The sequence below is a fragment of the Corynebacterium propinquum DSM 44285 genome, from assembly GCF_000375525.1.
Classification (GTDB): domain Bacteria; phylum Actinomycetota; class Actinomycetes; order Mycobacteriales; family Mycobacteriaceae; genus Corynebacterium; species Corynebacterium propinquum.
In genome coordinates this window covers 139,541-146,631 of sequence record NZ_AQXC01000006.1, presented here as the reverse complement: position 1 = coordinate 146,631, position 7,091 = coordinate 139,541, and the positions used below count along the sequence as shown (strand labels likewise).

Annotated in this window: 4 protein-coding genes and 1 pseudogene; 2 read left to right on the top strand and 3 right to left on the bottom strand. The window is 58.0% G+C overall.

What is annotated here, in order from left to right:
* Positions 1-216 (bottom strand): annotated as a pseudogene (locus tag B142_RS0106845) (helix-turn-helix domain-containing protein); the annotation flags it as partial.
* Positions 217-397: 181 nt separating this feature from the next.
* Positions 398-1,015: a carbonic anhydrase gene (locus B142_RS0106840; RefSeq protein WP_018120806.1), complete on the bottom strand. Its 618-nt coding sequence runs from the start codon at positions 1,013-1,015 to the stop codon at positions 398-400.
* Between the two features lie 35 nt (positions 1,016-1,050).
* On the opposite strand from B142_RS0106840, the gene B142_RS0106835 reads away from it, so the two are divergent.
* On the top strand, positions 1,051-1,974 hold the full coding sequence (locus tag B142_RS0106835) for an HhH-GPD family protein (RefSeq protein WP_018120805.1): 924 nt from the start codon (positions 1,051-1,053) through the stop codon (positions 1,972-1,974).
* A gap of 421 nt (positions 1,975-2,395) precedes the next feature.
* Entirely contained in the window at positions 2,396-3,679 is a 1,284-nt protein-coding gene (locus B142_RS0106830; RefSeq protein ID WP_018120804.1) for a lipase family protein, read from the top strand.
* A gap of 256 nt (positions 3,680-3,935) precedes the next feature.
* Here B142_RS0106830 and B142_RS12160 read toward each other — a convergent pair whose 3' ends face one another.
* Positions 3,936-6,821 (bottom strand): ATP-dependent Clp protease ATP-binding subunit, encoded by a 2,886-nt coding sequence (locus B142_RS12160; protein WP_018120803.1) that lies wholly within the window; start codon positions 6,819-6,821, stop codon positions 3,936-3,938.
* Positions 6,822-7,091 lie beyond the last annotated feature (270 nt).

The following is a 7,091-nucleotide window of genomic DNA, read 5'->3' as shown; positions in this document are numbered from 1 at the left end:
TTGTCGACTCTTGTCATCGTAGACCCGTCGCGGGTTCAGCGGTGCCGTGCGATCCGGCACGATGCCAGCCCGCCCGCGTTCGGCGATACGTGCTTTGATGTTGTAGTACGTCTGCTTCGATACGCCGATGTTCTTGCAGAACTGCTGGACCGTGATGCCCTCACGGATGGGGTCGAAATCCGCTATCTTCTTGCGGAGAGTAATGGGAATTGCCATCCCCACATTGTCAACAAGCCAGAGTCCAAAAAGTCGTTAGACATCCTGTCCATAAACTTCCTGGACTCCGCGTCAAAAAACTAACTGGACTCCGAGTCCAAAAAGTCAATGGACTCCGAGTCCAAGAAGTCACTAGACATCACACTGCTAGTACACGCGCCCCTACTAGTGCGAGCCCCTGCTAGTGCACGCCGTTGAGCACGACCGGCTCCACACGCCCATCGCTCAAGTTATAGCGCAGACCAACGATGCCCATCGACTGGCGAATCAGCCCCTGCCCCAACCCCGGCGCGCGGGCCATCAGCTGGTACACGGTCTCGGTGATGTGCTGACGCTCGACATCCTCGCGGGTGACCAAGCCCCGCTTATTCGCCTCGGTCACGGACATCAACACGCGCTCGACGATGGTGCGCTGGAAGCCATTCGGCGCGGAACCGCCTTCGGCAAATTCCATGGTCGCACGCACCGCACCGCAGGATTCGTGCCCCATGACCACCAGCAGGTTCACGTCGAATTTCTCGATGGCGTATTCCACCGACGCGATGATCGAGCTGTCAATGATCTGGCCCGCAGTGCGGATCACGAAGGCGTCGCCAAGACCTAAGTCAAAAACCATTTCGACGGGCACGCGCGAATCCGAACAGGAGAAGATCACCACGCGCGGCGACTGCCCGACACTCAACAGCGAACGGTATTCCGGATCCTGATTTGGCCGCTCCGAGCGGTTGGCCATAAACCGCTCATTGCCCTCCCGCAGGGACTCCCACACGGCCTGGGGAGTCTTGGCCACATTCTGCATACTCACAGTTTCTATTTTGTCCTAAACTATGCGCGATGACGAATCATTCAGAGCTCACCCCTGCTACCCCGCTTGCCGACGCCACCGCCCTGTTGCCAGCGCTGCGCAGTTGGTTCGACGAGCATGGGCGCGACCTGCCTTGGCGCACACCAGAGACCACAGCCTGGGGCGTGTTGGTCTCTGAGGTCATGAGCCAGCAAACCCCCGTCGCCCGCGTCGCACCGCAATGGCTGGAATGGATGGACCGGTGGCCGGATCCCACTGCTTTCGCCGCGGCCAGTCAGGCGGATGTATTGCGGGCGTGGGGCCGGTTGGGTTATCCGCGGCGGGCGTTGCGGCTGTGGGAATGTGCGCAAGCGATCGTGGCACAGCATAACGATGTGGTACCGCGCGATGTGGATGAGTTGTTAGCGCTTCCCGGCATTGGTGATTACACGGCGCGGGCGGTGGCGTGTTTCGCGTTTGGTGTGAACGTCCCGGTAGTGGATACCAATGTGCGCCGGGTGTATGCGCGGGCGTGGTCTGGACAGTTTTTGGCGCCACAGCCTGCGAAAAGACAATTGGCCCAGGTGGGAGCTTTGCTTACCGACGGCTCCGGACCGCAAACCTCGGTGGCTTTGATGGAGCTGGGCGCGTTGGTGTGTACTGCGCGTTCACCGCGGTGTTCGGTGTGCCCGCTTCGTGCCGGGTGTGCCTGGGTGCGTGCTGGTTCGCCGGCGCCGAGTGATTCAGAAATGGCGGCGCAGAAAAAGCGGGTGCAGAAATTCGCGGGCACTGACCGACAAGTGCGCGGCAAAATCATGGCTGTGCTGCGGGAAGCTTCTGCCCCAGTGCCAAAGCCCGAGATTGATCTGGTGTGGCCGAAAGATGAGCAGCGCGAGCGGGCCCTGCGCTCTTTGCTTGCCGACGGTTTAGTGCGCGAGGTTACCGGCGGCGGCGAATTCGCGCTTCCGGATTAGAGCTGCACCCCAATAACGGAGCCCCGGGTGCTTGCACTTGGCAGAAGCATCACCGGGGCGTTCAATGTTGATTGTAGCATTGCTACATAACCCGAAAATCCCTTCCGCCCAAAATATGCAAGTCTCCACGAGCTAAGGCACGCGGATAATGTTTGGGATCTCACCTAAGACATACTGAAACTCCAGATAACTGCTGTTAATCACAGGGCACCAATGTGAAAGTTCCCCCACAAAATAGGGGTGCCGACAAAACAACCAGAGGGTGATTAATTGAGCCTTTCCCTCTAAGCTTGCCGTCATGTATTTTAAATCACAGTTTACTAAACAAAAGAGTAGTACTGGTGCCGATCCTGCCATGCCCACTCACACCGGCATTAGTAGTAGCCTCCGCAAAGGTCTCAGCTTAGCTACCGCCAGTGTCATGGCTGCTGGTCTTGTAACCTCAGCTGGCGCTTCCGCAGCACATGCCGATGAAGCAGTGACTCCCGAATCCGCCACCACTGCTCCGGTGGCGTCCCCAGCTGGCCCAGCGCCTGGCACATTGCTAGACGCCACCCCTGCCCCACATCTACTCAACCTCGCCGGACCACAGCTTCCGGGAGCAGCACAGCGCATCCGCTACGCTTCTGTCGACTCCAATGGAGCACCGGTAGAGGTTACCGGCTACGTCATCGAACCGGTCGCCCCATGGCACGGCAACGGTCCCACCCCGACTGTGGTCATGGCCCCAGGCACACGCGGCTCCAGTGACCAGTGCGCACCATCTCATGCACCCGACCTCATCTCAGCACTCAACGTGCAACCTAATGCCAGCGGGCAGCCCTATCTCAGCCTGAACGCTAATTACGAACTGCCGCTGCAGTATCTGGCCAATGCCACTGGCATGCGTATTATCAGCACCGACTACATGGGCATGGGCACACCCGGTCACCACACCTACGTCAATTCTGAAGAAGAAGCCCATGCGGTGCTCGATGCGGCCCGCGCAGGATTGCACGCTGCTGGCGCCCCCGCAGATTCCCCAGTTGGTTTCGCCGGTTATTCACAGGGCGGCGGGGCCGTCGCTGCCGCCGCGGAATATCACGCCAGTTACGCCCCGGAGCTCAACCTAGTAGGAACTTTTGCTGGTGCTCCCCCAGCAGATCTGCGCCAAGTTCTGGAATCCGTCGACGGCTCGTCCATCGTTGCCGCCCTGGGGTACACCCTCAACGGTTACCTGGAACGCCACCCAGAGTTAGCGGCTTTAATAGACGAAGAATTCAACGACGAAGGCAAGCGCTTTCTCAAAGACGCCGAAATCAGTTGTATTGGCGACGGCACCATCAACTGGGGCTTTACCGATACGCGCACGCTCACCAACAGTGGTGAGTCATTCGCAGAAATTATTACCCGCCGAACGGAGCTCGGCGAATTGGTCGACGAGCAAAAGCTTGGTACCCGGCCACTGTCTGCACCAATGTTGGTTTCCAACTCAGATAACGACGATCTGATTCCGTTTGCGCAAGCCGCACAAATGGCCCGCGATTATTGCGCACAGGGTGGCCAGGTGGAATTGAGAAGCACCCTCGTGCCACCGGTACTTCCGGACATCAAACCAGGCGTGAACCATGCACTGCCGTTGTTTACGGATATGCCACAGGGACTGCGCTACCTCACAGATCGATTTAATGGTCTGGCCCCAGGAAACGATTGCGGAACGTTTTAACAACCACCCCCACGTCTGGCTAGCTGGCGCACAGTGTGCCGACGCGCCGTCGCGGAGATTCCGGCGACTAGCCGCCTAGTTCATACAAAAAGCGGGCTAAATACCAAAAAGCTGGCCTGTCCCTCATCGTGAGGAGACAGGCCAGCTCTCATGTTTCTACAGCTGCATATGAGCGGCGAAGCAGATTAACGTCAGCAGCTCGCAGGTTTTAGCTGCAGCTGCGTCGGCGCTGTGCTAATGCGCCTTGTGCCTGCTTTTATTTGTCATCACGCTGCGGCTGCGGCTGTGGTCCAGATGGGCCATCAGAATCATCCGAATCGTCCGAGCCGCGCTCATCTTCCGGGCGCTCCAGCAATGCACCGGAGTTACCTGAGGTAGGCGTATCCGGGCTCAGCGTGTCTGGCTGACCATTCGGGTCACCAACGGTGCCCGGCTGGTCATCCGGGTTATCACCATCGGAGCCAGAACCGCCGTTGCCGCCCTTGTCGTCGGAATCATCGGATTCGCCGGCATCGTCCGAAGCAGCTGGGTTTTCTACCTCGCGCACGTCGTCTTCATCCAGTTCACCGAATTCTTCTTCCGGCAATGGCTTCGGACGTGGGCTGAAGGTGAACGTGCCCTTCTTCTTGTCTTTGTCGTCGAAATCTTCGACATCGACAGAGATAATCTCGCCGGCACCAAGCTCACCGAACAAGATCTTCTCCGACATTGGGTCTTCGATCTCACGCTGGATGGTACGACGCAATGGACGTGCACCCAATACAGGGTCGAAACCACGACGAGCCAGCAACTTCTTCGCGTTTTCGGACAGCTCGATATCCATGTCGCGGTCGTGCAGCTGCTTGGCAACGCGGCCAATGAGCAGGTCGACCATTTCCACGATCTGGTCTTGCGTCAGCTGGTGGAACACGACGGTCTCATCAATACGGTTCAAGAACTCTGGGCGGAAGTGCTTCTTCAGCTCCTCATCCACCTTGTTCTTCATCCGCTCGTACTGAGAGTTTGGATCAAGCTCCGACTCGGAGGAAAAGCCCAAGCCAACAGCCTTGGAAATATCCGAGGTTCCCAAGTTAGAGGTGAAGATCAACACTGTGTTCTTGAAGTCGACCTCGCGGCCCTGGCCATCGGTCAAACGGCCTTCTTCCAGCACCTGCAGCAAGGTGTTGTAGATCTCCTTGTGCGCCTTTTCGATCTCATCGAACAACACGACGGAGAACGGCTTGCGGCGGACCTTTTCGGTGAGCTGGCCACCTTCTTCGTGTCCGACGTATCCCGGAGGGGCACCGAACAGGCGGGATGCCGTGAAGCGGTCGTGGAACTCCGACATGTCGATCTGGATCAGGTCATCGTCGTTACCAAACAGGTAGTTCGCCAGCGACTTCGACAGCTCCGTTTTACCCACACCGGACGGTCCGGCGAAGATGAAGGAACCGGATGGACGGTTTGGATCCTTCAAACCTGCACGGGTACGGCGGATCGCACGGGAGACCGCCTTAACGGCCTCGTTCTGCCCAATGATGCGCTTATGCAGCTCTTCTTCCATGTTGAGCAGCCGGTTGGACTCGGCTTCGGTCATGCGGAGTGCAGGGATACCAGTCCAGTGCGACAGAACGTCTGCGATCTGGTCCTCGCCGACCTCGGCGATATCTTCCAGATCGTTTTCACGCCACGCCTTTTCTTTCTCCGCGCGTTCTTCGTTCAGCTTGCGCTCGCTATCGCGCAGACGTGCAGCCTTTTCGAAGTCCTGGCCGTCAATGGCGGCTTCCTTGTTGCGGCGTACCTCCGCAATGCGCTCGTCCACCTCACGCAGGCTATCCGGAGCAATCAGGCGTTTGATGCGCATGCGTGCGCCGGCCTCATCGAGCAGGTCGACGGCCTTATCTGGCAAGAAGCGGTCATTAATATAACGGTGTGCCAGCTTCGCGGCGGCTTCCAAAGCGTCGTCGGTGTAAGAAACGCGGTGGTGTGCCTCGTACTTGTCACGCAGACCCTTCAGAATCAGCACGGTGTCTTCCAGCGAAGGCTCTTCGACCTTGACCGGCTGGAAACGACGCTCCAATGCAGCGTCCTTTTCGATGTGCTTGCGGTATTCCTCCAGCGTGGTAGCACCGATGGTCTGCAGCTCACCGCGAGCCAATTTCGGCTTCAGCAGCGACGCAGCATCGATAGCACCTTCTGCGGCACCAGCACCGACCAGATTGTGGATCTCGTCGATGAACAAAATGATGTCGCCACGCTGGTTGATCTCTTTCAGCACCTTCTTCAGGCGCTCTTCGAAATCACCACGGTAACGAGAACCAGCGATCAACGAACCCAGGTCCAGCGAATACAGCTGCTTATCCTTCAGCGTTTCCGGTACCTTGCCGTTAACAATATCCAGGGCCAGGCCCTCAACAACGGCAGTCTTACCGACGCCTGGCTCACCGATCAGCACTGGGTTGTTCTTCGTGCGGCGTGAGAGCACCTGCATGATGCGCTCAACCTCAGAATCACGGCCAACGACGGGGTCTAATTTGCCTTCTTTGGCAGCCTGGGTGAGGTTGCGTCCGAACTGATCGAGCACCAGCGAGTTGGAGCGGTCGCCTTTGCCACCGCCACCGCTGCCGGATCCACCGCCCATCGATGGGCCAGCACCGGCACCAGCCAGTCCGCCGCCACCAGGTGCAGACGACGATCCGCTACCGGAACCATCCTGGTTGCCGCCTTCGTAACCAGACAGCAACTGGATAACCTGCTGACGCACACGCGGCAGGTCAGCGCCCAGCTTGGTTAATACCTGCGCGGCTACGCCTTCACCTTCGCGGATCAGACCCAGCAGCAGAAATTCCGTGCCAATGTATTTGTGGCCCATTTGTAGGCCTTCGCGCAGCGAAAGCTCCAGTACCTTCTTGGCCCGCGGGGTAAATGGGATATGTCCGCTGTGTGGCTGGGAACCCTGGCCGATGATCTCTTCGACCTCGTTGCGGACATCGTCTAAGGAGATATCCATCGATTCCAGGGCCTTAGCAGCAACCCCTTCACCTTCGTGGATCAGACCGAGCAGGATGTGCTCGGTACCGATGTAATTGTGGTTAAGCATGCGAGCTTCTTCTTGCGCCAAGACGATGACGCGTCGAGCTCGGTCCGTAAACCGTTCAAACATGTGCTCTGAGTTCTCCCTAACCGATTTGCGTTATGTTCCACCCACCATAACGCGCAACTATCACTGGCCCTTCCCGTTTTGCGAATCGATTCCCGAAAATCTGGCAAACTCCCTGTATAATGGCCTGTTCGCCTGTAGCGAACGCCCTATTGGAACGTATTTTGGCAGCAAAAAGCGGCGCCCGGAGTGGAGGTAATCCGGACGCCGCTTGTGTTGCACGTGACTAACAGACAGCAAACAGGCAGCTATCAGGCTCCTAACAGGTAAAGG